The 24,562-nt window shown below is 62.8% G+C and carries 24 protein-coding genes and 1 other RNA gene; 5 read left to right on the forward strand and 20 right to left on the reverse strand.

Annotated features, from left to right (window positions below; all coding sequences use genetic code 11):
• Window positions 1–12: 12 nt before the first annotated feature.
• The 18 genes from lpxC to rsmI form a co-directional block, all read right to left on the reverse strand.
• Window positions 13–924 carry a UDP-3-O-acyl-N-acetylglucosamine deacetylase gene (lpxC, locus tag ACSSU5_RS06050; RefSeq protein ID WP_264311700.1) on the reverse strand — a complete coding sequence of 304 codons (912 nt, stop codon included), beginning with the start codon at window positions 922–924 and terminating at the stop codon, window positions 13–15.
• A gap of 112 nt (window positions 925–1,036) precedes the next feature.
• Window positions 1,037–2,233: a cell division protein FtsZ gene (gene ftsZ / locus ACSSU5_RS06055; RefSeq protein ID WP_016488958.1), complete on the reverse strand. Its 1,197-nt coding sequence runs from the start codon at window positions 2,231–2,233 to the stop codon at window positions 1,037–1,039.
• A 55-nt stretch (window positions 2,234–2,288) separates the two neighbouring features.
• Complete coding sequence (ftsA, locus tag ACSSU5_RS06060; protein WP_264311699.1) at window positions 2,289–3,551, reverse strand: cell division protein FtsA; 1,263 nt, start codon at window positions 3,549–3,551, stop codon at window positions 2,289–2,291.
• Between the two features lie 14 nt (window positions 3,552–3,565).
• Window positions 3,566–4,435 (reverse strand): cell division protein FtsQ/DivIB, encoded by an 870-nt coding sequence (locus ACSSU5_RS06065; protein WP_264311698.1) that lies wholly within the window; start codon window positions 4,433–4,435, stop codon window positions 3,566–3,568.
• A gap of 5 nt (window positions 4,436–4,440) precedes the next feature.
• Window positions 4,441–5,397 carry a D-alanine--D-alanine ligase gene (locus ACSSU5_RS06070; RefSeq protein WP_264311697.1) on the reverse strand — a complete coding sequence of 319 codons (957 nt, stop codon included), beginning with the start codon at window positions 5,395–5,397 and terminating at the stop codon, window positions 4,441–4,443.
• Window positions 5,394–6,842 (reverse strand): UDP-N-acetylmuramate--L-alanine ligase, encoded by a 1,449-nt coding sequence (murC, locus tag ACSSU5_RS06075; RefSeq protein WP_264311696.1) that lies wholly within the window; start codon window positions 6,840–6,842, stop codon window positions 5,394–5,396. The genes ACSSU5_RS06070 and murC overlap by 4 nt, the downstream gene beginning before the upstream one ends.
• Window positions 6,835–7,914, reverse strand: coding sequence for an undecaprenyldiphospho-muramoylpentapeptide beta-N-acetylglucosaminyltransferase (gene murG / locus ACSSU5_RS06080; protein WP_492560801.1), 1,080 nt, complete (start codon window positions 7,912–7,914; stop codon window positions 6,835–6,837). Before murG ends, murC begins: the two co-directional genes overlap by 8 nt.
• A complete protein-coding gene (gene ftsW, locus ACSSU5_RS06085) occupies window positions 7,904–9,118 on the reverse strand; it encodes a putative lipid II flippase FtsW (RefSeq protein ID WP_413470109.1) in 1,215 nt (404 codons plus the stop codon). The genes murG and ftsW overlap by 11 nt, the downstream gene beginning before the upstream one ends.
• A complete protein-coding gene (gene murD, locus ACSSU5_RS06090; RefSeq protein ID WP_492560802.1) occupies window positions 9,115–10,461 on the reverse strand; it encodes a UDP-N-acetylmuramoyl-L-alanine--D-glutamate ligase in 1,347 nt (448 codons plus the stop codon). The genes ftsW and murD overlap by 4 nt, the downstream gene beginning before the upstream one ends.
• Before the next feature lie 6 nt (window positions 10,462–10,467).
• Window positions 10,468–11,550, reverse strand: a complete 1,083-nt coding sequence (mraY, locus tag ACSSU5_RS06095; protein ID WP_264311693.1) for a phospho-N-acetylmuramoyl-pentapeptide-transferase — start codon at window positions 11,548–11,550, stop codon at window positions 10,468–10,470.
• The gene (locus ACSSU5_RS06100) at window positions 11,550–12,917 is read right to left on the reverse strand and encodes a UDP-N-acetylmuramoyl-tripeptide--D-alanyl-D-alanine ligase (protein ID WP_264311692.1); all 1,368 of its coding nucleotides are present in this window, start codon (window positions 12,915–12,917) and stop codon (window positions 11,550–11,552) included. Before ACSSU5_RS06100 ends, mraY begins: the two co-directional genes overlap by 1 nt.
• Window positions 12,910–14,397: a UDP-N-acetylmuramoyl-L-alanyl-D-glutamate--2,6-diaminopimelate ligase gene (locus ACSSU5_RS06105; protein WP_492560803.1), complete on the reverse strand. Its 1,488-nt coding sequence runs from the start codon at window positions 14,395–14,397 to the stop codon at window positions 12,910–12,912. Before ACSSU5_RS06105 ends, ACSSU5_RS06100 begins: the two co-directional genes overlap by 8 nt.
• Window positions 14,397–16,133, reverse strand: a complete 1,737-nt coding sequence (locus ACSSU5_RS06110) for a peptidoglycan D,D-transpeptidase FtsI family protein (RefSeq protein ID WP_264313870.1) — start codon at window positions 16,131–16,133, stop codon at window positions 14,397–14,399. Before ACSSU5_RS06110 ends, ACSSU5_RS06105 begins: the two co-directional genes overlap by 1 nt.
• On the reverse strand, window positions 16,133–16,426 hold the full coding sequence (gene ftsL, locus ACSSU5_RS06115; protein ID WP_264311690.1) for a cell division protein FtsL: 294 nt from the start codon (window positions 16,424–16,426) through the stop codon (window positions 16,133–16,135). The genes ACSSU5_RS06110 and ftsL overlap by 1 nt, the downstream gene beginning before the upstream one ends.
• On the reverse strand, window positions 16,423–17,370 hold the full coding sequence (gene rsmH, locus ACSSU5_RS06120; RefSeq protein WP_413470108.1) for a 16S rRNA (cytosine(1402)-N(4))-methyltransferase RsmH: 948 nt from the start codon (window positions 17,368–17,370) through the stop codon (window positions 16,423–16,425). Before rsmH ends, ftsL begins: the two co-directional genes overlap by 4 nt.
• A complete protein-coding gene (gene mraZ, locus ACSSU5_RS06125) occupies window positions 17,367–17,822 on the reverse strand; it encodes a division/cell wall cluster transcriptional repressor MraZ (protein WP_004575120.1) in 456 nt (151 codons plus the stop codon). The genes rsmH and mraZ overlap by 4 nt, the downstream gene beginning before the upstream one ends.
• A 308-nt stretch (window positions 17,823–18,130) precedes the next feature.
• Window positions 18,131–18,504: RNase P RNA component class A (rnpB, locus tag ACSSU5_RS06130), an RNA gene on the reverse strand.
• Window positions 18,505–18,571: 67 nt separating this feature from the next.
• Entirely contained in the window at window positions 18,572–19,447 is an 876-nt protein-coding gene (rsmI, locus tag ACSSU5_RS06135) for a 16S rRNA (cytidine(1402)-2'-O)-methyltransferase (protein WP_492560804.1), read from the reverse strand.
• A 187-nt stretch (window positions 19,448–19,634) separates the two neighbouring features.
• On the opposite strand from rsmI, the gene ACSSU5_RS06140 reads away from it, so the two are divergent.
• The 5 genes from ACSSU5_RS06140 (at window position 19,635) to ACSSU5_RS06160 (ending at window position 23,399) form a co-directional block, all read left to right on the forward strand.
• Window positions 19,635–21,452, forward strand: a complete 1,818-nt coding sequence (locus tag ACSSU5_RS06140; protein ID WP_492560805.1) for a penicillin-binding protein activator — start codon at window positions 19,635–19,637, stop codon at window positions 21,450–21,452.
• Complete coding sequence (locus tag ACSSU5_RS06145; protein ID WP_264311687.1) at window positions 21,452–21,823, forward strand: YraN family protein; 372 nt, start codon at window positions 21,452–21,454, stop codon at window positions 21,821–21,823. The genes ACSSU5_RS06140 and ACSSU5_RS06145 overlap by 1 nt, the downstream gene beginning before the upstream one ends.
• 86 nt (window positions 21,824–21,909) lie before the next feature.
• Window positions 21,910–22,503, forward strand: coding sequence for a phosphoheptose isomerase (locus tag ACSSU5_RS06150; protein WP_012274070.1), 594 nt, complete (start codon window positions 21,910–21,912; stop codon window positions 22,501–22,503).
• On the forward strand, window positions 22,500–23,078 hold the full coding sequence (locus ACSSU5_RS06155) for a BON domain-containing protein (protein ID WP_264311686.1): 579 nt from the start codon (window positions 22,500–22,502) through the stop codon (window positions 23,076–23,078). Before ACSSU5_RS06150 ends, ACSSU5_RS06155 begins: the two co-directional genes overlap by 4 nt.
• Window positions 23,079–23,180: 102 nt before the next feature.
• Window positions 23,181–23,399, forward strand: a complete 219-nt coding sequence (locus ACSSU5_RS06160; RefSeq protein WP_264311685.1) for a YgdI/YgdR family lipoprotein — start codon at window positions 23,181–23,183, stop codon at window positions 23,397–23,399.
• A 51-nt stretch (window positions 23,400–23,450) separates the two neighbouring features.
• Here ACSSU5_RS06160 and ACSSU5_RS06165 read toward each other — a convergent pair whose 3' ends face one another.
• Together ACSSU5_RS06165 and ACSSU5_RS06170 are read right to left on the reverse strand one after the other, a co-directional pair.
• On the reverse strand, window positions 23,451–23,882 hold the full coding sequence (locus tag ACSSU5_RS06165) for a ClpXP protease specificity-enhancing factor (protein WP_264311683.1): 432 nt from the start codon (window positions 23,880–23,882) through the stop codon (window positions 23,451–23,453).
• A 10-nt stretch (window positions 23,883–23,892) separates the two neighbouring features.
• Entirely contained in the window at window positions 23,893–24,516 is a 624-nt protein-coding gene (locus ACSSU5_RS06170; RefSeq protein ID WP_264311682.1) for a glutathione S-transferase N-terminal domain-containing protein, read from the reverse strand.
• Window positions 24,517–24,562: the final 46 nt, after the last annotated feature.

Below are 24,562 nucleotides of genomic sequence, written 5' to 3' on the forward strand. Positions count from 1 at the left end.
GAGTGTTCGAACTTACACGGCCGCAACAGGGCGCATGTACGAGATCGGTGCCGTGCTGGCATCTTCGAAAGTGACCACTTCCCAGGCATCGGTTTCAGCAATGAGCTTGCGCAACAGCTGGTTGTTCAGCGAATGGCCGGACTTGTAGCCCTTGAACTCGCCGATCAGGCTGTTGCCCAGCAGGTAGAGGTCACCGATGGCGTCGAGGATCTTGTGCTTGACGAATTCGTCTTCATAGCGAAGGCCGTCTTCGTTCAGCACCTTATCTTCATCCACCACGATGGCGTTTTCTACACTGCCGCCCAACGCAAGGTTATGCTTGCGCAGGTACTCGATGTCCCGCATGAAACCGAAGGTGCGGGCACGGCTTACTTCTTTCACGAACGACGTGCTGGAGAAATCCACACTGGCGCTCTGGGTCCGGCCGCTGACGACCGGGTGATCGAAGTCGATCTCGAAGCTCACCTTGAACCCCTCGAAAGGCAGGAAGGTAGCGCGCTTGTCGCCCTCTTCCACAGTTACCTCACGCAGAATACGGATGAACTTCTTGGCTGCGTCCTGCTCTTCCAGGCCGGCAGACTGAATCAGGAATACAAAGGGTCCGGCGCTGCCATCCATGATCGGCACTTCCGAGGCGGAGAGCTCGACGTAGGCGTTATCGATGCCCAGGCCCGCCATAGCGGAGAGCAGGTGCTCGACCGTATCGACCTTGACGTCACCGTTGACCAGCGTCGTCGACATGGTTGTCTCGCCGACGTTGGCCGCACGCGCTGCGATTTCGACCACAGGGTCGAGATCGGCGCGGCGGAAGACGATGCCGGTGTCAACAGGTGCAGGCTTGAGGGTCAGGTATACCTTCTCCCCGGAGTGCAGACCGACACCTGTGGCACGGATGGTATTCTTCAGGGTGCGTTGTTTAATCATGGCATTGGCCGCTTCAGCGCAAATTGCGAACAGGTATCAACAAAGGCTGGGGATGATAACAGACCCGACCTTTGCTGAATACCAATCACCTTTATACCCCTGATAAATTCCATTAATCAGCCTGGCGACGCAGGAAAGCCGGGATATCGAGGTAGTCCAGATCGTCCTGAGGGTTGAGTTTAGCGGCTGCTGCGGCACCTGCATGAGCCTGGTTGCGCATGACAGTCGGGCGCTCCAGGTCACGGTAGTTGACCGCTGGCTGCTCTTGGCGAACCGGCGCAGGGTTGGACGCTTCGTATGCCTGCTGAGCAGTCTGCAGGGTGTTGTCCACCACTTTGACCGGCTTCTCGATGCGTGCGCCCAGGCCAGTGGCGACCACGGTCACGTGCAGCTCATCGCGCATGTCCGGATCGATCACGGTGCCGACCTTGACCATCGCGTGGTCGGAGGCAAAGGCTTCGATGATGCTACCCACATCGGAGTACTCACCCAGCGACAGGTCAGGACCTGCGGTGATGTTCACCAGGATGCCGCGGGCGCCCTGCAGGTTGACGTCTTCGAGCAACGGGTTGCGGATCGCCGCCTCGGTCGCTTCACGCGCACGGTTCGGACCGCTGGCGCAGCCAGTGCCCATCATGGCCATGCCCATCTCGCCCATCACGGTGCGCACGTCGGCGAAGTCGACGTTGATCATGCCAGGACGCTTGATGATATCGGAGATACCGCGCACGGCACCGGCCAGCACGTCGTCAGCCTTGGCAAAGGCGGACAGTAGGCTAGCATCCTTGCCCAGGATGGTCAGCAGCTTCTCGTTGGGGATGGTGATCAGCGAGTCGACGCTCTCGGCCAGCATGCGGATGCCTTCATCGGCGATCTGCATACGTTTGCGGCCTTCGAACGGGAACGGACGGGTCACCACGGCAACGGTGAGAATGCCCATTTCCTTCGCCACTTCGGCGATGATCGGGGCCGCACCAGTACCGGTACCGCCACCCATGCCGGTGGTGATGAACACCATGTTGGTGCCCTGCAGCACCTCGGCGATGCGCTCACGGTCTTCCAGCGCGGCCTGACGGCCGACTTCCGGATTAGCACCTGCACCCAGGCCTTTGGTCACGCCAGTGCCCAATTGCAGGATGGTGCGCGCGCCAATGCTTTTCAGCGCTTGAGCATCAGTGTTGGCGCAGATGAATTCCACGCCTTCGATGCTGCTCTTGACCATGTGATTGACGGCATTGCCGCCACCACCGCCAACGCCGATCACCTTGATGACCGGACTTTGCGGGACGTTGTCTACGAGCTCGAACATTTTCCCTCTCCTTACAGTTCTCTAGTTGTCGCGCCTACCACTACTGCTTTGAAACTTAGAAATTGCCCTGGACCCACCGCTTGAAGCGCTCAAGCACTGGGGCCTTCGGTTCATCGCCATAGCTGTTGTTGCTGCTGTTGCTGTTACCGGTCAGGACCATGTCCTCGGACTGCTTCAGCAGGCCGTAGGTGAGCAGGCCCACGCCGGTGGAATAGATCGGGTTGCGCACCACGTCGCTCAGCCCCCGAACGCTGTGCGGTACGCCCAGGCGTACCGGCATGTGGAAGATTTCCTCGGCCAGTTCTACGGCGCCTTCCATCTTCGCGGTACCGCCGGTCAGCACGATGCCGGCCGGCACCAGGTCCTCGTAACCACTGCGGCGCAGTTCGGCCTGGATCAGGGTGAAGAGCTCGTCGTAACGCGGCTCCACCACTTCGGCCAGGGCCTGGCGCGACAGCTCACGCGGCGGGCGATCGCCCACACTTGGCACCTTGATGGTTTCGCCGGCGCCCGCCAGCTTGGCCAGGGCGCAGGCGTAGCGGATCTTGATTTCTTCGGCGTATTGGGTCGGTGTACGCAGGGCCATGGCGATGTCGTTGGTGACCTGGTCGCCGGCAATCGGGATGACCGCGGTGTGACGAATCGCACCTTCGGTGAAGATCGCGATGTCAGTGGTACCGCCACCGATGTCCACCAGGCACACGCCGAGCTCTTTTTCATCGTCGGTCAGCACCGAGTAGGCCGAAGCCAGTTGCTCGAGGATGATGTCGTCGATTTCCAGGCCGCAGCGGCGTACGCACTTCTCGATGTTCTGCGCAGCGTTGACCGCGCAGGTGACCACGTGAACCTTGGCTTCCAGGCGCACACCGGACATGCCCAGTGGCTCGCGCACGCCTTCCTGGTTGTCGATCACGTAGTCCTGCGGCAGGGTGTGCAGCACGCGCTGGTCAGCCGGAATGGCCACGGCCTGGGCGGCGTCGAGCACGCGTTCGAGGTCGGCAAGGCTGACCTCACGGTCGCGGATGGCGACGATGCCGTGGGAGTTCAGGCTGCGGATGTGGTTGCCAGCCACGCCGACGAACGCCGAGTGGATACGGCAGCCGGCCATCAGCTGCGCTTCTTCCACCGCGCGCTGGATCGACTGCACGGTCGATTCGATGTTCACCACCACGCCTTTTTTCAGGCCGCGGGACGGATGGGTACCGATCCCGACGATCTCCAGTGTGCCGTCTTCGCCCACTTCACCCACCAGCGCCACCACCTTGGAGGTGCCAATGTCCAGCCCGACGATCATTTTGCCGCTATGCGCGTTTGCCATGGTCCTGCCTCTCTCTAATTCTTCGCAACGGCGGGTTGGGCCGTCGTCGGTGCAATCGGTTCCCGCCAACCAACGGCAAGTCCGTTGGAATAACGCAGATCAATGCGGGCGATAGTGGTGATCTGGTCTTTGAGTGTCTTGTCGTAAATGGCAATGAAACGGCGCATCTTCTCCACCAGATGGTCGCGCCCCAGTAGCAGTTCGATGCCTGGCCCGGTGCTGCCCGCACCGGTGGTCAGGAACCAACTGCCTCGCTCGCGCAGCTCCAGGCGAGCGATGGAAAAGCCCATGGGGCGCAGCATCTGGCTCAATACCTGATACTGCTGCATGACTTGTTGCTGGGCACGCTGCGGCCCGAATAGCTGCGGCAGGTGCTCATAGTTGGCCAGCTCGCGCGGGGTAAAGGCCTGGCCCTGGTTATTGAGCAAGGCTTCGTCACCCCAGCGTGCCACTGGCAGCTGTTCTTCCAGGCGGATCACCACCTCGTCCGGCCACACGCGGCGGACCTCGGCATGCGCGATCCACGGCATCTGCTCAAGCTCCGCTCGCATCGCTGGCAGGTCGACGCTGAAGAAGCTCGCCGCCATGAACGGGGCGATTCGCTGCTGCACCGCCTGTTGGCTGATGTAGCTGAGGTCGCCCTGCACGGCGATCCGGGTGATTGGCCGGTCAGCGTAAGGCATCAGGCGAATGGCGCCTTCATAGGCACCGAAGCCTGCCGCGACCAGAAGCACCGGCCAGAGCAGGCGCTTGAGTCCACTGAAGTTGGCCTTGGGCAGGCGCGCCGACATGGGCTCTTTGGCCACCATTCGGCTGGCACCGCGCGGCACCGGCTTGTTGCGGCCGGTGGCGGGTTGCTGATGACGTAACATCGCGCCTTGCATGGCTGTTAACCTCGCGTCTCAACGCTGGCAGCCAGGATTGCCAGCACCAGTTGCTGGAAGTCCAGGCCGGCCGCGCGGGCCGCCATGGGCACCAGGCTATGATCAGTCATGCCCGGTGCGGTGTTGACTTCGAGCAGCCAGAACCGGCCCTGCTCGTCCTGCATCACATCCAACCGCCCCCAGCCCTCGATGCCGATGGCATCGCAGGCGCGCGCGGTCAGGTCGATCAGTTCCTGTTCCTTGACGCTGTCCAGGCCGCACGGAATGCGGTACTGGGTGTCGTTGGCGATGTACTTGGCGTCGTAGTCGTAGAACACGTGCGGCGTACCCAGGGCGATTGGCGGCAGCACCTGGCCACGCAGCACCGCGATGGTGAACTCCGGGCCGTGGATCCACTGCTCGACCAGAACCTGGGAATCGTATTGGCCGGCATCCTTCCAGGCGGCGATCAATTCCTGCTCGCTGTTCACCTTGGCCATGCCGATGCTAGAGCCTTCATGGGCAGGTTTGACGATAAGCGGGAAGCCCAGTTCCGTACTGGCCACCACACAATCGTTTTCGCTGGCCAAAACCGCGTGACGCGGGGTCGGAATGCCCAGGCTCTGCCACACCTGCTTGGTGCGCAACTTGTCCATGGCCAGGGCCGAAGCGAGGATGCCACTGCCGGTGTAAGGGATGCCCAGGCACTCGAGCAGGCCTTGCATGCTGCCGTCTTCACCACCACGGCCGTGAAGGATGATGAACGCGCGGTCGATCTTCTCGCTTTGCAGGCGGTCGAGCAGGTCGTCGCCCACATCGATGGCGACCACATCGACACCGGCAGTGGTCAGCGCATCGATCACCGCAGCGCCGGACTTGAGCGACACCTCACGCTCGGCGCTCTTGCCACCGTACAGCACAGCAACGCGGCCAAACGCCTTGACGTCCAGGGTAGAGTGCAGCTTTTCGTAGGCGCTGGTCATTTCGACTTCTCCTGCTTGGCGCCAGCGAACAGCGGGCTTTTCATCAATTGCGGGGCCAGGCCACCGACATCACCGGCACCCTGGCAAAGCAGGATGTCGCCGGCGCGCAGCAACGGCTGGACCAACGGCGCAAGCTCGGCGCCACGCTCGATGTAGATCGGGTCCAGCTTGCCGCGCTGACGAATGCTGTGGCACAGCTGGCGGCTGTCCGCCCCGGGGATCGGCTCTTCGCCGGCCGGGTAGACCTCCATCAACAGCAGCACGTTGGCGTCGCCCAGCACTTGTACGAAATCGTCGTACAGGTCGCGGGTGCGGCTATAACGGTGCGGCTGGTAGACAATCACCAGGCGACGGCTTGGCCAGCCGCCACGCACGGCCTTGATCACCGCAGCGACTTCGGTCGGGTGGTGGCCGTAGTCATCGACCAGCATTACGCTGCCGCCGTCCACCGGCAGCTCGCCGTACACCTGGAAGCGTCGGCCGACGCCCTGGAAGCCGGACAGCCCCTGGACGATGGCCTCGTCGCTGATACCTTCGTCAGTGGCGATGGCAATGGTTGCCAGGGCGTTGAGCACGTTGTGGTTGCCGGGCATGTTCACCGACACCTCCAGCGGCTCGCAGTCGCGGCGTAACACGGTGAAATGCGTCTGCATGCCCTGCTGGCGCACGTTGATGGCGCGGATGTCAGCCTCTTCGCTGAAGCCGTAGGTCACCGTCGGGCGTTTGACCTGCGGCAGGATCTCGCGCACCACCGGGTCGTCCAGGCACATCACCGCCAAGCCGTAGAACGGCAGGTTGTGCAGGAACTCGACGAAGGTTTTCTTCAGCTTGTTGAAGTCGCCTTCGTAGGTCGCCATGTGGTCGGCGTCGATGTTGGTGACCACGGCGACCATCGGCTGCAGGTGCAGGAAGCTGGCGTCGCTCTCGTCCGCTTCGGCGATCAGGTAGCGGCTGGTGCCCAGCTGGGCATTGGTGCCGGCGGCGGTCAGGCGGCCACCGATGACGAACGTCGGGTCCAGACCGCCCGCGGCGAACACCGAGGCCAGCAGGCTGGTGGTGGTGGTCTTGCCGTGGGTACCGGCCACCGCCACGCCGTGGCGGTAGCGCATCAGCTCGGCAAGCATCTCGGCACGCGGCACTACCGGAATACGCCGCTCCAGGGCGGTGGCGACTTCCGGGTTGGCCGGATTGATCGCGCTGGACACCACCAGCACATCGGCGGTGGCGGCGTTTTCGGCGCGGTGGCCGACGAAGATCTCGGCGCCAAACGACTCCAGGCGCTCGGTTACCGGCGACGCCTTGAGGTCGGAGCCGGAGACTTCATAGCCCAGGTTCAGCAGCACTTCGGCGATGCCGCACATACCGACGCCGCCGATACCGACGAAGTGAATACGACGGATACGGCCCATCTTCGGCTGGGGAATGGCTTTCTGGCTCTCAACCATGGGCCACCTCCAGGCAGATATCGACCAAGGTGCTGGTTGCGGCAGGTTTGGCCAGGCGCCGTGCGGTGCCAGCCATGGTGTTGAGTTTCTCGGGTTGCATCAGCACCTCGTTCAGGCGTTCAGCGAGCTGCGCTGCGCCAGTTGTCGCTTGCGGCATGAGGAAGGCGGCGCCTTCCCGAGCCAGATATTGGGCGTTGTGGGTCTGGTGGTCATCGATTGCATAGGGCAAAGGCACCAGCATCGAAGGCAGGCCTGCCGCCGCGAGTTCGCTGACGGTCAGGGCACCGGCTCGGCACACCACCAGGTCGGCCCAGCCATAGGCATGGGCCATGTCCTTGATGAACGGCTCTACCTGAGCCTCGACACCCGCCTCGTGATAACGCTCGGCGGTGATCGGCGCATGATGCTTGCCGGCCTGGTGGAACACCTCGGGCCGCAGGTTCGCAGGCACCTCGGACAGGGCCTTAGGCAACAATTTGTTCAATGGTTCCGCACCGAGGCTGCCACCCATGACCAACAGGCGTGCACGGCGCTCGGCCAAGGGCGCACGTTGTGCATCCATGAACAACTCTGCGCGCACCGGATTGCCGGTGGTACGCAACTTGTCATTGGCCTCGAACGTGCCTGGGAAAGCTTCGCAGACTCGCGCCGACAGCGGCACCAGCAGGCGATTGGCGGTACCGGCGCGGGCGTTCTGCTCGTGGATCACCAGCGGCACGCCACACAGCCGCGCGGCCACGCCGCCTGGGCCTGTGAGGTAGCCACCAAAGCCCACCACGCACACCGGCTTGAGCTGGCGAATGATGCGCCGCGCCTGCACCACCGCCTTGATCAGGGTGAATGGCGCCTTGAGCAACGACAGCTTGCCCTTGCCGCGCAGGCCACTGACCTGGATCAGGTGCAGCGGCAAGCCGGCCTGTGGCACCAATTCGTTCTCGATGCCACGCGGCGTGCCCAGCCAGTGCACGCTGTAACCACGCGCCTGGAACTCACGGGCGCAGGCCAGGGCCGGGAACACGTGGCCCCCGGTGCCGCCTGCCATGATCAGTACGTTTTTGCCGTCAGCGGCCATGACTGGTCTCCTCGGCAAAATCGCTTTCGTTGAATTCGTGTTCCTCACTGCCCAGGTGCGTGCGACTCTCCCACTCGATCCGCAGCAGCAACCCCACACAGGCACAGCAGATCACCAGCGAGCTGCCCCCGTAACTGAGGAACGGCAAGGTCAGGCCCTTGGTCGGCAGCAGGCCGACGTTCACCCCGATGTTGATCAGGAACTGGCCGATCCACAGGAAGGCCAGGCCGAACGCCATGTAGGCGGCAAAGAACTGCTTGGCCTTCTCGGCCCACAGGCCGATGTACAGCGCGCGCACGGTGACGAAGACGAACAGGGCAATGGTGACCAGCGAGCCGACCACACCGAGCTCTTCGGCCAGCACCGAGAACACGAAGTCGGTGTGCGCCTCAGGCAGGTAGAACTGCTTCTGCACGCTGTTGCCCAGGCCAACGCCCAGCCACTCGCCGCGGCCAAAGGCAATCAGTGCCTGGGTCAGCTGGTAGCCCGAACCGAACTGGTCGGACCACGGGTCGGTAAAGGTGATCAATCGCGCCATCCGATACGGCTGGGCCTGCACCAGCACAAACACCGCGACCACCGCCAGCACCACCATCAGGCTGAAGCGGAACAACCCCACCCCACCGAGGAACAGCATGGCCGCCGCAGCGCCCATCATTACCACGGTGGCACCGAAGTCTGGCTCCATTAGCAGCAGACCGGCCATTGGCAGCAGCACGATGAACGGCTTGAAGAAGCCCATCCAGCTCTCGCGCACCTCGGTCTGCCGACGCACCAGATAGCCGGCCAGGTAGATGACCACGAAGACCTTGGCAATTTCCGAAGGCTGCACGTTGAAGAAGCTGAAGCCGATCCAACGCATGGAACCGTTCACTTCCCGGCCGATACCGGGCACCAGCACCAGCACCAGCAAACCGAAGGCGCCGAGCAGCATCATGAAGCCCATGCGCTGCCAGGTGGCGATCGGCACCAGCATGGTGGCACCGCAGGCGACCAGGCCGATGAACACATACACCAGGTGGCGGAACATGTGGTAAAGCGGGTTGCCCGACTGCACCGCAGCCACTTCCGAGGACGCCGAGGTGATCATCACCAGGCCCAGGCCCAACAGTGCCAGACAACCGGCAAGCATGGCGAAGTCGAGGTCGATGCCACGGCCGCTGATCAGCGGCGACGGGTATGGCTTGAAGATACCGAAGATCATGCCAGCCCTCCCGCCGCCTGGGCGAACAGGCGCCCGCGTTCTTCGAAGTTCTTGAACATGTCGAGGCTGGCGCAGGCCGGCGACAACAGCACCGCATCGCCCGGCTGCGCCAGGGCGGCGCACTGCTCGACAGCTTCATCGAGGGTCTTGACCCGAACCTGCGGCACAGCGTCGCCCAACGCCTCGGCCAGGCGCTCGGCATCACGGCCGAGCAGCACCACGGCACGACAGAAGCGCGCCACCGGCTCACGCAGCGCAGCGAAATCGGCACCTTTGCCGTCGCCTCCCGCTATCAGTACCAGCTTGCCGGTGATATCCGCGCCCAGGCCTTCGATGGCCGCCAGTGCGGCACCCACGTTGGTGGCCTTGGAATCGTCGTACCAGTTGACGCCGTTGCGCTCGCGAACCCACTGGCAACGATGGGCCAGGCCACCGAACTCACGCAGGGCGTCGAGCATCGGCGCGAACGGCAACCCGGCGGCATGGCCGAGGGCCAGGGCTGCGAGGGCGTTGCTCTGGTTGTGCGAGCCACGAATCTTCAGCTCGCGAACCGGCATCAGGTTCTGGAATTCGAAGGCCAGGTACTTCTCGCCATCGACCTCACGCAGGCCAAAGGCCTTGAAGTCAGGCGCGTTCAGGCCGAAGCTCCAGCACGGCCGGCCTTCCACCGGCAATGGCCGGCTCAGGGCGTCCTGGCGGTTTACCACCACCTGATGGGCGCCACGGAAGATGCGGTGCTTGGCCAAGTGATAGGCCGGCAGCCCGCTGTAGCGGTCCATGTGGTCTTCGCTGATGTTCAGCACGGTGGCGACTTCGGCGTTGAGCTGGTCAGTGGTTTCCAGTTGGAAGCTGGACAGCTCCAGCACATACAGCTCGACATCATCGCCGAGCAGGTCCAGCGCCGGCGTGCCGAGGTTGCCGCCCACGGCCACACGCTTGCCCGCCTTGGCGGCCATTTCACCCACCAGGGTGGTCACCGTGCTTTTGGCGTTGGAGCCACTGATGGCGATGATCGGCGCCTTGGCATGGCGGGCGAACAGCTCAATGTCGCCCGACAGGGCCACACCCCGCGCTGCGGCCTGCTGCAGCGCCGGGGTGGACAAGGCCAGGCCCGGGCTTACGTACAGTTCGTTGGCGCGGCAAAGGAAATCCACGTCCAGCTCGCCACAGCGCACTTCCACCTGCGGGTAATCACGGCGCAGGGTGTCCAGTTCCGGCGGTTGCTCGCGGGTGTCGGCGACCGCAAAGGCAATGCCCCGGCTCGCCAGGAAGCGAACCAGGGACATGCCGCTCTTGCCGAGGCCGACAACGATGCGGAATTGGTCGGAAGCGATCAGTGACACGCTCATCTACCTCAGTTTCAGGGTTGCAAGGCCGACCAGCACCAGAATCACGGTGATGATCCAGAAACGGACGATCACCCGTGGCTCAGGCCAGCCCTTGAGTTCAAAGTGGTGGTGAATCGGCGCCATGCGGAACACGCGCTTGCCGGTCAACTTGAAGGAGGCGACCTGGATCACCACCGACAGGGTTTCCACCACGAAGATGCCGCCCATGATGAACAGGACGATTTCCTGCCGGACGATCACCGCGATGGTGCCCAGCGCGGCGCCCAGCGCCAGCGCACCGACGTCGCCCATGAAGACTTGTGCCGGGTAGGTGTTGAACCACAGGAAGCCCAGGCCGGCACCGATCAGCGCGCCGCAGAAGACGATGAGCTCACCCGAGCCCGGCACGTAGGGGATCAGCAGGTATTCTGCAAATTTCACGTTGCCCGACAGGTAGCAGAAGATGCCCAGAGCGCCGCCCACCATCACGGTCGGCATGATCGCCAAGCCATCGAGGCCATCGGTGAGGTTGACCGCGTTACTGGAGCCGACGATGACGAAGTAGGTCAGAACGACGAAGCCAACGCCCAGCGGAATGGTGACATCCTTGATGAACGGCAGGATCAGTGTGGTTTCGACGCTGGTCGGGGCGGTCTTGTAAAGGAAGACTGCCGCCGCCAGGCCAAACACCGACTGCCAGAAGTACTTCCAGCGGCTTGGCAAGCCACGGGAGTTCTTTTCGATCACCTTACGGTAGTCGTCGACCCAGCCGATGGCGCCAAACGCCAGGGTGACGATCAGCACGACCCACACGTAGCGGTTGGACAGGTCAGCCCACAGCAAGGTGCTGACGGCAATGGCCGACAGGATCAGCGCGCCGCCCATGGTCGGGGTGCCGGATTTGGACAGGTGCGATTGCGGGCCGTCATTACGGACAGCCTGACCGATCTGGCGGATCTGCAGGGTACGGATCATCCACGGGCCCAGCCACAGCGCCAGCGACAACGCGGTCAGTACACCGAGGATCCCGCGCAGGGACAGGTACTGGAAGACCGCGAAGCCTTTATGGAACTGTTGCAGATACTCAGCCAACAGCAGCAGCATTAATGTTTCTCCCCGCTTGAACCACACAAAGCCGCCACGACGTTTTCCATCGCAGCGCTACGCGAGCCCTTGATCAAAATAGTGGTGTCGCTGGCATTTTCGACGCGAACCGCATCGATCAGCTCAGCTTGAGTAGCGAAATGACGGCCATTGGCGCCGAACGCCGCGACCGCGTGTGTCATGTTGGTACCCACTGCGTACAGGGCATGGACCTTGCCACGCGCGTAGTCACCCACCTGACGGTGGCCTTCTTCCGCCCATTGACCCAGTTCGCCGATATCCCCGAGCACCAGGACGGTGCGGCCGGAAAAGCCGGCGAGTATATCAATGGCCGCGCACATCGAGGTGGGATTTGCGTTGTAACTGTCATCGATGACCCGCACACCGTTCGGCGCAAGTTGCGCCACGGTACGGCCCTTGACCGGTTGCACGGCATTCAGGCCAGCGGCAATACCACTCAGGCTCAGACCGACGGCATGCGCAGCGGCGGCAGCGGCCAGCGCGTTGCTGACGTTGTGGGTACCCAGCACATTCAACTGCACCGGGACCGAGCCATCCGGGCCATGCAAGGTGAACGACGGGCAACCACGGGCATCGCGACCGATTTCGCTGGCGTGGAAATCTGCCTGCGTGTTGCTTAAGGCGAACGTGATGACAGGGTGCTCGCCAGCGCGCTTCTGCCAGATGCCAAAGGCCTTGTCGTCCAGGTTGAGGATGGCCGTGCCGCCCTCGCCCAGGCCCTCAAGGATTTCGCCTTTGGCTTCGACGATTTTTTCCGGGCCGCCAAACTCGCCCACATGGGCAGTACCGGCGTTATTGATGATCACCACCTGAGGCCGGGTCAGGCCGACGGTGTAGCGGATTTCGCCAAGGCGCGAAGCGCCGAGCTCGATCACCGCCGCGCTGTGCTCCGGGGCAATTTCCAGCAGGGTCAGCGGGGCACCGAGGTCATTGTTCAGGTTGCCACGGGTGGCATGCACCAGGCCACGGGTACGCAGGATGCTGGCCAGCATTTCCTTGACCGTGGTCTTGCCGCTGGAGCCGGTGATGGCCACGACCGGCTTGTCGAAAGCGGCGCGATTCAAAGCACCCAACTGACCCAGCGCGACACGGCAATCCTCGACCAACAGCTGTGGCAGGTCGACATCAGCCACTTCACGCTCGACCAACGCCGCCACAGCGCCTTTGGCCTGCACGTCAGCCAGGTAATCGTGACCATCGAAACGCGGGCCTGTCAGGGCGACGAACAGTTGCCCGGCTGCGACGCTGCGGCTGTCGATGCTGACGCCGCTGAAGCTGGCGTCGGCGCTGACCAGGCGAGCACTCAGTGCTGTGGTCAGCTGGCTGAGTGTCATGGGCTTAAGCATGTGGAGCCCCCCAGGCTGCAAGTGCCTTCTCGGCTTCGACCAGATCGGAGAAATCGTGGCGCTCGCCGCGAATCTCCTGGTAATCCTCGTGGCCCTTGCCGGCCAGGACGATGACGTCATCTGCGCCGGCAGTGGCAATCAGGTGGGCAATGGCCGCGCCGCGGCCTGCGACGAATTCGACGCTGTCTGGCTTGGCAAAACCCGGGCGGATATCGTCGAAGATCCGCAGCGGGTCTTCGCTGCGCGGGTTGTCATCGGTGACCAGCACGCGGTCGGCCAGGCGTTCGGCGACCTCGGCCATCAGCGGGCGCTTGCCACGATCACGGTCGCCGCCACAGCCGAACAAGCACAGCAGCTTGCCGTGCGCGTGCGGGCGCAGGGCCTCGAGCACTTTTTCCAGGGCATCCGGGGTGTGGGCGTAATCGACCACCACCAGCGGCTTGCTGCCACCGCCAAGGCGCTGCATGCGGCCAACCGGCCCTTGCAGCTGCGGGGTGACCTTGAGGATTTCGTCCAGCGAATAATCCAGGGCGAGCAGCGTTGCAACGGCCGCGAGCATGTTGCTCAGGTTGAAGCGGCCAAGCAGCTGGCTGCGCAAGGTACGCTCACCTTGGGCGGTGACGAGGATGGCGCGCACGCCATCGTCATCGAACCTGGCTTCACGGCAAAACAGCGAGGCCTCCGGGTTTTCCAGGCTATAGCTGAGCAGCCGGGTCTGGATATGATCGGCACTCGGACGACGGGCATACGCCATCGCCAGGCGGCGCCCAAAATCATCATCCAGGTTGACCACCTGGCAACGCAGGCTGCGCCAGGCGAACAGCTTGGCCTTGGCGGCCTCATAGGCCTCCATGCTGCCGTGGTAGTCCAGATGATCACGGGACAGGTTGGTCATCACCGCGATGTCGAACTCCAGCGCAGCGACACGGCCCTGCTCCAGGGCATGCGAGGAAACCTCCATCGCCACGGCCTTGGCGCCGCCCTTTTTCAGGTCGTAGAGTGTCGACTGCACTGCGATCGGGTCCGGCGTCGTCAGGCGGCCGCTCTGCAGCTCACCGTAGAAGCCGGTACCCAGTGTGCCGATCAGGCCGCAACGCTGGCCAAGCACGTCAAGCGCCTGCGCCACCAGTTGAGTGACGCTGGTCTTGCCGTTGGTGCCGGTAACCCCGACCAGGTTCAACTGACGGCTCGGCTCGCCATAGAAGCGACCGGCGATATCCGACAGCTGGGCGATCAGGCCTTTGACCGGAATCAGCGGCATGTCGGTAATCGGCAGTACGGTTGCGCCCTGCTCTTCGTAGGCAACCGCGGCAGCGCCACGGGCCAGGGCATCGGCGATATGGTCGCGACCATCGACCTTGGCACCCGGCACGGCCAGGAACAGGTCACCCGGACGCACGGCTCGGCTGTCCAGGGTCAGCTCACGGATCAGCGGATCGCGGCTGGCTTGGGCGAAAAGCTTGCTCAATGGCATTGTCATTATCCACGCCCTCCCTTGGCGGCTGCTGTAGTGACTTGTGGTTGTGCGGCGGCTGGCGGCGGCAGGTTGTCTGGCGGCACGTTCATCAAACGCAGGGTGCCGGACATGACCTTGCTGAACACAGGCGCCGAAACCAGGCCGCCGAAGTAGCCGCCCTTGCTCGGTTCGTCGATGACCACGACGATGGCGTAGCGCGGATCGCTCATCGGGCCGAAGCCTGCGAACAGCGAGCGGTAGGCGTTCTCGGTGTAGCCCTTGGAACCCACGGTCGCCTTACGCGCCGTACCCGATTTGCCACCCACGTGATAGAACGGCACCTGGGCACGGAATACCCCGCGCGGCGCCTCGATGACTTGCTGCAGCATGCCCTGGACGGTTTCGGCGGTTTCTTTCGGAATCGCCTGAACGGCCTCCGGTGCTTTATCCACCTTGAGGATCGACAGCGGCACCATCTTGCCGTCGTTGGCCAACGCCGCGTAGGCATGCACCAGCTGCAGAGCAGTCACCGACACGCCATAGCCGTAAGACAGGGTCGCGGTCTCGGCCTTGCGCCACTCACGGTGGTTAGGCAGGTTGCCCACCCGCTCGCCTGGGAAGCCCAGGCCGGTGTATTGCCCCAGGCCGACCTGAGACATGACCCGGTAGATGGCCTCGCCGCCGATGTCGAAGGCGATCTTGCTCATGCCGACGTTGGAGGAGTTGATCAGGATGCCGGTCAGGTCGAGGATCGGGCCCTCGCTGCGGGAAACGTCCCTGATGGTGTATCGACCAATCTGCAGGGTACCGGGGTAAACCTCGACCTTGTCGGTGATTTTCCAGCGCCCGCTCTGCAGCGCCGCACTCATGGTAATCGGTTTCACGGTCGAACCGGGCTCGAACACGTCGATGATCGCCCGGTTGCGCATCGCGGCGGGGAACATGCTGCGGCGGTTGTTCGGGTTGTAGGTCGGCTGGTTGACCATGGCCAGGACTTCACCGGTCTTGACGTCCATGATCACCAGGCTGCCGGCCTTGGCTTCCTGTTCCGCGATGGCGTTGCGCAGCTCACGGGTGGCCAGGTATTGCAGGCGCAAGTCTATCGACAACGCCAAGGTCTTGCCGGCCTTGGCGTTTTTGGTTACCTGAATGTCCTTGATCAGCCGGCCACGCCGGTCCTTGATCACCTGTCGCTTGCCGGGCACACCGGCCAGCCATTCGTCGTAGGCAAGCTCTACCCCTTCACGCCCGTGGTCATCGAGGTCGGTGAAACCGACCATGTGCGCAGTAACATCACCGGCGGGATAGAAGCGGCGGAACTCTTCCAGGCCATAGACACCCGGCACTTTCAGGTCGAGCACCTGCTGGCCCTGCTCCGGGGTCAACCCACGGACCAGGTAGATGAACTCCTTGTTGGCCTGCTGAGTCAGGCGCTCAGTCAGTTGCTGGGCGTTTTGCCCGAGCGCTGCGGCCAATTGCGGCCAGCGGTCCTTGGCGACCTGCATCTCCTTGGGGTTGGCCCACAGGGTGGTGACCGGCGTACTGACAGCAAGGGGTTCGCCATTGCGGTCGGTGATCAGACCACGGTGCGCTGGAATGGGAATATGCCGCAGGCTGCGGGCATCACCCTGACCTTTGAGGAAGTCGCGATCGACCACCTGCAAGTCGATGATGCGCCAGCAGATGGCACCCACCATCAGTGCGAGCAAGCCGATGACTACCCGGAAGCGCCAGGGGTAGAGTGCGCCTTCGAGCTTCATCATGGCGCCACCATCCGCACTTCGTCAGCCGCAGGGATGCGCATCTTCAATTGCTCGGCGGCCAGGCTCTCGATACGGCTGTGCGCAGTCCAGGTGCTCTGTTCCAGGATCAAACGCCCCCATTCGGCCTGAGCCTTGTCGCGCTCGCTCAACTCGCCATACAGGGTATTGAGCAACTGACGGTTCCAGTGAGCGCTGTAGGACACGGCGATGGCCGAAACCAGAACGCCGACGAACAGCAGAAGCATCAGGAAGCTTCCGCCTGGCAATGGCTTGGCAAACAGCCTGCTCACCGCAGCTTCTCCGCCACCCGCATGACGGCGCTGCGCGACCGCGGGTTGGCTTTGAGCTCGGCTTCGGAAGCAAACTGCGCCTTGCCGATGAGTTTGATCTTGGGTTCGAAGACCTTGTGCTGTACTGGCAGGTTGCGCGGCAGGTTGTCTGCCTCGCCCTTGACCAGCTTGCGCATGAACAGCTTGACGATGCGGTCTTCGAGCGAGTGGAAGCTGATGACTACCAGGCGGCCACCTACTTCCAGCGAATCGAGGGCCGCCTCAAGACCGGTTTCGAGGTCGCCCAGCTCATTGTTGACGTGGATACGCAGGCCCTGGAAGGCACGAGTGGCTGGGTTCTTGCCCTTTTCCCACGCCGGGTTGGCCACCTTGAGCACTTCGGCAAGGTCGCCAGTACGGGTGAACGGCTGCTTTTCACGGCGCTCCACTACCGCACGCGCCATGCGCCCGGAGAAACGCTCCTCGCCGTATTCCTTGAAGACGCGGGCGATTTCCTCGACCGGCGCACTGGCGATGAATTCGGCAGCACTGACCCCAACGCCTGGGTTCATGCGCATGTCCAGCGGGCCGTCATTGAGGAAGCTGAAGCCACGCTCCGGGTCATCGAGCTGCGGCGAAGACACGCCCAGGTCGAGCAGCACACCGCTGACCTTGCCGGCCATGCCGCGCTCAGCCACTTCCGAGCCCAGCTCGGCAAAGCTGCGCTGCACAATGACAAAGCGGCCGTCTTCGGCCGCCAGCGCTTGCCCTGTGGCAATCGCCTGTGGATCTTTGTCGAAGCCCAGCAGCCGCCCTTGCGGCCCGAGCTTGCTGAGAATCAGCCGACTGTGTCCGCCCCGGCCGAACGTGCCGTCCAGATAGCAACCGTCGGGGCGCAGGGCCAATGCCTCGACAGCTTCGTCGAGCAGGACGGTAATGTGGTTGAAGCCGCTATCTATGGTCACAGGATCAGGTCACGCAATTCGTCGGGCATGGCGCCCGGTTGTTGAATAGCTGCAAGGTCGGCTGCCGAAACCGCGTTCCAGGCATCTTCATCCCACAGCTGGAATTTGTTCAGTTGCCCCACCAGCATCGCCTTCTTGTCGAGCTTGGCGTACTCACGCAGACGGGGCGGAACCAGGAAACGCCCACTGCCATCGAGCTCCAGGTCCACCGCATTGCCGATCAGCAAACGCTGCAGGCGACGGTTTTCCTCACGCAATGACGGCAAGGCACGCAACTTGGCTTCTATCTGTTCCCACTCATCGAGGGGGTAGACACACAAGCAGGGGTCTACAGCATCAATGGTCACGATCAGCTGACCATTGCAACGCGAATCGAGCTCGTCGCGATACCGGCTCGGCATGGCGAGACGGCCTTTGGCATCGAGGCTGACGGCGTTGGCTCCGCGGAACACGGCTGCGATTCCCCACAATGGTAGCTTTTTTGTGCCAGAAAACCCACTTCATCCCACTTTCTGCCACTTGCGCACACTATAGGAATCCGCCCGCCGCACCGTCAAGGCACGTTCATAAGGAAAAGCCTTACAGGACCGAGATTTAGCGCGATAAAGGAATGCGGAAGGATTTCAGAGCGAAAAAAAACACGAGAAAAATCAAACCCACGCAAGCGAATGGAGTTCGAAGTTAAAGTGATTTATTAAGAGTAAGATTTTTTCGGTATTACCAGAGTACGCCTGCTATCGATTCAAGCAGGGAGGGAGAGGTGGAGAGTCGATCTGTAAGCCGGGTTTTGTCGAGGACAGTCATTCCTCTACGACGGCCATCACTGGACGCCTCTAGCAACCTACCCGGTTCCGACGCGGGCCACGCCTAATGGAACCCTATTTGGTCTTGCTCCGAGTGGGGTTTACCTAGCCACGAACTGTTGCCAGTCGTGCGGTGCGCTCTTACCGCACCTTTTCACCCTTACCGGCACCGAAGTGCTTAGGCGGTTATTTTCTGTGGCACTTTCCGTAGGCTCGCGCCTCCCAGGCGTTACCTGGCACTCTGCCCTATGGAGCCCGGACTTTCCTCCCCCTGCTGTTTCGCAACAAAAGCTGCGGAACAAAAACAGGCAGCGACTGTCCGATCGACTCTCCGCCGCCAAGATTAACGGCACACGCGCTCAAGAACAAGTGATAGCGCAAACTATATCAATTTGCCACTACTCTGCTTTCTGTTTTTCCAGGGCAAGTTGATACAACAGGTTCTTGCGTACACCGGTAATTTCCGCCGCAAGTGCCGCCGCACGCTTGAGCGGCAACTCGGCCAACAGCAAGTCCAGTACCCGCTGTGCCTCGGCACTGATCGCCTGCTCGCCCTCAGGCGCGCTCCAGCCACCGACCAGTACCACGCATTCACCGCGCTGCTGATTGCTGTCGGCCGCGACAAACGCCCGCAATTCGGCCAAGGGCAAGCCCTTGAGGGTCTCGAAAGTCTTGGTCAGCTCGCGCGCCAGCAGCGCCGGGCGCTCTGCACCGAACACGGCCTCCATGTCCTCCAGGCACTCGAGGATACGGTGAGGGGCCTCATAGAAAATCAAGGTCCGCGGTTCTTCCTTTACCTGCTCCAGCCGCGCCCGACGCCCCGCCGTCTTGGCTGGCAGGAAGCCTTCGAAGATGAAACGGTCGGAGGGCAGGCCCGCCGCCGAGAGCGCGGCGATCAGCGCGCACGCACCCGGCACCGGCACAACATTCACACCCGCCGCACGCGCCTGGCGCACCAGGTGGTAGCCGGGGTCGGAAATCAACGGTGTGCCAGCGTCAGAAACCAGCGCCACGTTGTCGCCGGCCAGCAACTTGGTCAGGAAGCGCCCGCCCTCGTCACGCTCATTGTGCTCGTGGCAGGCCGCCAGCGGCGTGTCGATACCGAAATGCTGCAACAGACGGATCGAGTGGCGCGTGTCCTCGGCCGCGATCAGGGCGACATCCGCCAGCACCTTCAGCGCCCTGGCGCTCATGTCGTCGAGGTTGCCGATGGGCGTTGCGACCACATACAGCGTACCCACGGTGGATTTCGAAGCCCCTGCCACATCAGTCACTGCGCACACCTGTCTTTCGGATCAAAGGCGCCATTGTAGCCCGACCGCCCGCAACAGGGCGCAAAGAACTTCGCAAGCGTTCACCCAGCAGCCGCCTATAGTGAAGGATCAGCATCAGCAAGATCGCGCCCCGGCCAGTGCTTGGGTACAATTGCCGGCCAACTTGATCGAGTAACAGGACCTTTACATGATCGCTTGCCTGCGGCTGCTCTCAGCCCTCTGCCTCGCTACCCTGCTGGCAGCCTGCGCCAGCTCGCCCTCATCCAGCCTGGGCGAGCTGCCACGCACCCCGGACGCCAGCATCGAGCAACTGCTCGAAAAGGCCGCCTCCAGCAAGTCCGCGGAAGACGCCGCCCTGTTGCGCCTGAGCGCCGCGGACCTGGCGTACAAGCAGAAGGACTACCCGCGCGCCGCACGCATTCTCGAGCAGGTCCCTCTAGACACGCTCAAGCCCGCCCAGCAAGTGTTCGCCAGCACCCTTGGCGCCGAGCTGGCCATGAGCCGCAACCAGCCCAAGGCCGCCCTGACCGCCCTGTCGCACCCCAGCCTGCAGCGCGTTGCCGAGCTGCCAGCAGAACAACAGGTGCGCACCTATAGCGTGCACGCCGTTGCCCTCGAAGCCGACGGCCAGGCCCTGGCCGCTGCGCAGCAGCGTGTCCTGCTCGCCCCGCTGCTCAGCGGCCAGGCCGCAAGCGCCAACAACGACTCGATCTGGGCGCTGGTCGCCGCGCTGCCAGCAGAACAACTGCAACAGCCGGCAAGTGACCCCGTCCTGGCCGGCTGGGCCAGCCTGGCCCTGGCCGTGAAAACCGCCGGCACCCTTGAGCAACAGCAAGCTGCCATCGATGCCTGGCGTAAACAGCACCCTGATCACCCAGCCGCCCAGCAACTGCCGGTAGCGCTGGTCAAGCTCAAGGAGCTGGCCAGCCAGCCATTGACCAAGATTGCTCTGCTGCTTCCCCAAGAAGGCCCTTTGGCGGGTGTCGCTCGCGCGCTGCGCGATGGCTTCATGGCCGCTCACTTCCAGGCTCAGCAGTCTGGCCAGCCGGCGCCGGCCGTGCAGGTATTCGACAGCTCGCGCATCACCTCGCTTGACGAGTTCTATCGCCAAGCCCAGGCGGCTGGCGTGCAACTGGTGGTCGGCCCACTGGAAAAACCACTCGTGAAGAAGCTCGCCGCCAATGCGCAGCTGCCGATCACCACGCTCGCGCTGAACTACGCGGACGTCGGCCAGACAGCCCCGCCGCAGCTCTTCCAGTTCGGCCTCGCCGCCGAGGACGAAGCCCGCGAAGTCTCACGTCGCGCCCGCGCCGACGGCATGGTGCGCGCCGTTGCACTGGTACCGAGCGGTGAATGGGGTGACCGTGTGCTCGCCGCCTTCCGCAAAGACTGGGAAAGCAACGGCGGCACCCTGCTGGCCGCCGAGCGCATCGCTCAACCCGTCGCCCTGGCCCAGCAGATTGCCGAGCTGTTCCAACTGCGCCAGAGCGAAGGCCGCGCCAAAAGCCTGCAAAGCACGGTGGGTGGCAACATCGCCGCACAGCCGTCGCGCCGCCAGGACATCGATTTCATCTTCCTCGCCTCGACGCCGCAACAGGCCCAGCAGATCAAGCCGACCCTGAACTTCCAGTACGCTGGCGACGTGCCGGTCTACGCCACCTCGAACCTGTACAGCGCCAGCGGTGACGTCAACCAGTACAACGACATGAACGGCATCCGCTTCTGTGAAACGCCGTGGCTGCTCGACTCCAGCAACAGCCTGCGCCAGCAAGTGGTCCAGCAATGGCCGCAAGCTGCCGGCAGCCTGGGCCGCCTGTACGCCATGGGCGTCGATGCCTACAGCCTGGCACCGCGCCTGGGCCAGCTGAAAGCCCTGCCTGACAACCGCGTACTGGGCCTTTCCGGCAGCCTGAGCATGAACGCCAACCAGCGTATCGAACGCCAGCTGCCCTGGGCCGAGTTCTCTGGCGGCCAGGTCAAGCGCCTGCCAGACACCGCCCGTTGATGCCAGACGCATCGCCCACCCACGCCGGGCAGACAGCCGAAAACCAAGCCCTTGAGTACCTTCAAGGGCAAGGCCTGCAGCTGCTGACGCGCAACTGGCGATGCAAAGGCGGTGAGCTTGATCTGGTCATGCTCGACGCCGATACAGTAGTATTCGTCGAAGTCCGCTACCGGTTGCACGCGAGCTTCGGTGGCGCCCTCGGCAGTATCGACGGGCGCAAGCAGAAACGGCTGGTGCTGGCTGCCAGCCTTTTCCTGCAGAAGGAGCCGCGCTGGGCCGCACACCCCTGCCGCTTCGACGTTGTCGCCCTGCAGGGCAGCCACCATGCAGGAAGACCGCTTCAATGGCTGAAAAACGCCTTCGAATGCTGAACCCACTTCATATTTTTTGCTCTATGTTTCGCGGGCTGGTCGTTGATGCGCGCAGCAAAGGCCACCGCCCCACTTAAGGTCACCAGATGGACATGCAATCCCGAATTCGCCGGCTGTTCCAGGCCAGCATCGATACCAAGCAACAGGCAATGGACATCCTGGCACCGCACATCGAGCAGGCCAGCCTGGTCATGGTCAATGCGCTTCTCAACGAGGGCAAGATGCTCGCTTGCGGCAATGGCGGCTCGGCCGGCGATGCCCAGCACTTCTCCTCGGAGCTGCTCAACCGCTTCGAGCGCGAGCGCCCGAGCCTGCCGGCCATCGCATTGACGACCGACAGCTCGACGCTGACCTCGATCGCCAATGACTACAGCTACAACGAAGTCTTTTCCAAGCAGATCCGCGCCCTGGGCCAGCCCGGCGATGTACTGCTGGCGATTTCCACCAGCGGCAACTCGGCCAACGTGATTCAAGCGATCCAGGCCGCACATGATCGCGAAATGATTGTCGTAGCATTGACCGGACGTGACGGCGGCGGCATGGCTTCGCTGCTGCTGCCCGAGGACGTGGAGATCCGCGTGCCCTCGACGGTCACTGCACGTATCCAGGAAGTCCACCTGCTGGCGATCCACTGCCTGTGCGATCTGATCGACAGCCAACTGTTCGGGAGTGAAGAATGACCCCTATGCGCCTCGGCCTGATGGCCCTGACCCTGTGCCTGAGCGTCACCGGCTGCAGCTCGGTGCTGACCTCGACCCGCAACTCGCCGATCGAGGATGATCGCGGCACGCGCACCATCGGCAGCAAGATCGATGACTCGCTGATCGAAACCAAGGCCGCAGTGAATATTTCCAAAGCCAGCCCAGACCTCGACAAAGGCTCGCACATCGTTGTCAGCAGCTACAACGGTATCGTCCTGCTCGCAGGCCAAACGCCACGCGCCGACCTCAAGAGCCTCGCCGAGCAAACGGCCGGCCAGGTGCAACGCGTGAAGAAGGTGCATAACGAACTGCAGGTGATGCAGCCCTCTTCCATCCTCGCGCGCAACAACGACGCCTGGCTGACCACCAAAATCAAGACCCAGATGCTGACCGACAACTCAGTGCCAAGCTCGCGCATCAAGGTGATTACCGAAAACGGTATCGTCTACCTGCTCGGCCTGGTGACCCAGCAGGAGGCCAATGCGGCCACTGGCGTGGTCCAGAGCGTGTCGGGCGTGCAGAAGATCGTCAAGCTGTTCGAATACATCGACTGATTGACTGACTGCCTGATCCGGCCCCTTCGCGGGCAACACCGCGAAGGGGCCGCACCGGCAACCAAGATGCACCAATCCTTCCAGATATCCAGGAAACACTGCATGAAAAAGCTTTTGCTGCCTGCCTTGCTGATCGGTACCTTCGCCACCCTGGCCGGCTGCTCCACCCCAAGCCTGATCACCCTGAACGACGGCCGCGAAATCCAAGCCGTCGACGCACCGAAGTTCGAAAAGGACTCCGGTTTCTATGAGTTCCAACAGCTCGACGGCAAACGCACCCGCATCAACAAAGACCAGGTGCGCACCATCAGCGACCTGTAATCACAGGCGCGCGGTAAATAAAAAGGCGATCCGGTTGGATCGCCTTTTTTGTTACTTGACCACCTTGAGACTTGGCCGACCCGTCGGACGCGGCGGCTGGCCACCCCCTTCTGGCGGGCCATCATCATCCGGCTCGACATCGTCGTCTTCCAGGTCCTCGCCTTCCAACAGCGACGGCTCCAGCTCGAAGACCATGCCCTGGCCGTTTTCGCGGGCGTAAATACCGAGGATCGCGCCAATCGGCACATACAAGGTATGGGCGACGCCGCCGAAGCGGCCCTCGAAGCTCACCGCCTCGTTATCCATGTGCAGGCTGCGCACGGCGCTTGGCGAAATATTCAGGACAATCTGACCATCACTGGCAAACCCTTGAGGCACCTGGACTGCCGGGTACTCGGCATTGACCAGCATATGGGGCGTGCAATCGTTGTCGACGATCCACTCATACAGTGCTCGAACCAGATAGGGGCGACTGGAGTTCATCAACAGCTCCTTAAAGCTTGCGCATTTCACGTTCTACGGAGGACAGGCTCGCCAGGAAAGGCTCGCGGGCGAACTGTCGCTCCATGTAATCCAGCAGCGGCTTGGCTTGCCGCGGCAATTCGATACCCAGTACCGGCAAACGCCAGAGTATGGGCAATAGACAACAATCGACCAAGCTTTGCTCATCACTCATGAAGCAGGCGAACTCATCGAACAGCGGCGAGACGCCCGTCAGGCTCTCACGCAACGCCTTGCGCGCCTCGGCACGGGCAGCATCGCCGCTGCGCGCGTCGAGCACCGTATCGGCCAGGGCGCACCAGTCGCGCTGGATGCGGTGCATGAGCAGGCGGCTGTTGCCACGCGCCACAGGGTACACCGGCATCAACGGCGGATGCGGATAACGCTCCTCGAGGTATTCCATCACCACGGTCGACTCATACAACGCCAGGTCGCGGTCGACCAGGGTCGGCACGCTCCCATAGGGATTCACCTCGACCAGCTTGGGCGGCAGACGACCAGGATCAACGTCGATGAGCTGCACGCTGATGCCCTTCTCGGCAAGAACGAGGCGTACCCGATGAGAATAGTGATCAGCGGGATCGGAATAGCAGGCTAACCTGTTGGTTGCGCCCATGTAGCGCCTCCTCGTACGGGATGCTCGTAACACTCAAAATGAAAAC

It is taken from the genome of Pseudomonas sp. E1MeOHC2 (assembly GCF_058745025.1).